The organism is Pseudoalteromonas sp. SWXJ133, from assembly GCF_015864365.1.
In the GTDB taxonomy this organism is placed as follows: Bacteria; Pseudomonadota; Gammaproteobacteria; order Enterobacterales; family Alteromonadaceae; genus Pseudoalteromonas; species Pseudoalteromonas arctica.
This window is the reverse complement of sequence record NZ_JADYXJ010000056.1, coordinates 1-1,061: the sequence shown is the minus strand read 5'-3', so window position 1 is coordinate 1,061 and position 1,061 is coordinate 1. Positions and strand designations below refer to the sequence as shown.

Below are 1,061 nucleotides of genomic sequence, written 5' to 3'. Positions count from 1 at the left end.
TTAATGCCGATCAGTTAAGAAAATGACCGGTTGACCGATCCAAACGATCATGCAAAATCCGTAGTTAGGAAACTAACTACGGATTTTTTTGTGAATATAGAACAAGCACTGCAAGCAACACTTAAAGAAAGCAGCCGATACCATACCTTTGAAAAATTATCAGAAATTCTTGACCCTGAAATCATTGAACAAGGTTTTCAACAAGCTGGGATTGCAACCGTTCGTAAGCGAAGGTTACCGCTTGAGGCCGTTTTGTGGTCAGTTATTGGCATGGCATTGTTTCGAAAAGAATCGGTTTGGAATATCGCTAATAAGCTAGATATCATGTTACCAGGCAAGAACCAACTCGTTGCTCCAAGTGCGATGGTACAGGCGAGACAAAGGTTAGGTGATGATTCCGTTAAACACGTTTTCAATAAATCTGCTCAATCAATGTATAAGCAACAGTCATTCGAAACATGGAATGGTTTGAACCTATTAGCTGTTGACGGTGTTGTGTGGCGAACAGCCGACACGCCTGATAATCGTAAAGCCTTCTCTTCTGGTAGCAACCAATACGGTGATACAGCCTTTCCTCAAATACGCATGGTCTGTCATATGGAATTGACCAGCCATCAACTGCTCAGTAGCGAGTTTGATAACTATAAAACCAACGAGATGAAATTAGCTGAGCGTTTAATTGAACGTACACCAGATAATTCACTGACTATGTTTGATAAAGGATATTATTCTTTAGGCCTGTTAAATCGTTGGCACCAAACTGGGAAGATGAGGCACTGGCTGATACCAGCAAGGCCCGACTTACAGTATGAAATCATCTCCAGCGCGGGTAAAAATGACCATATCATTGAATTGAAAACAACAAAGCATGCACAAAAAAACTTTCCCGATGTTCCTGAAACGATTAAAGCGAGATTAATCAGTAAAACAATAAAGGGCAAAAGCTACCGTATATTAACCTCGATGACGGATAGATTGCGTTATCCAGGTAATGAAATTGTTGAATTATATTGTCATCGTTGGGAGATAGAGCTTGGGTTTAGAGAAATCAAACAAACCAT

The 1,061-nt window shown here is 40.2% G+C and carries 1 protein-coding gene; it reads left to right on the top strand.

Annotation, left to right across the window (positions count from 1 at the left end; genetic code table 11):
- Nucleotides 1-90 precede the first annotated feature (90 nt).
- Nucleotides 91-1,061: IS4 family transposase (locus I6F40_RS19590; RefSeq protein WP_197193337.1), on the top strand; the 971-nt coding region annotated here is incomplete at its 3' end.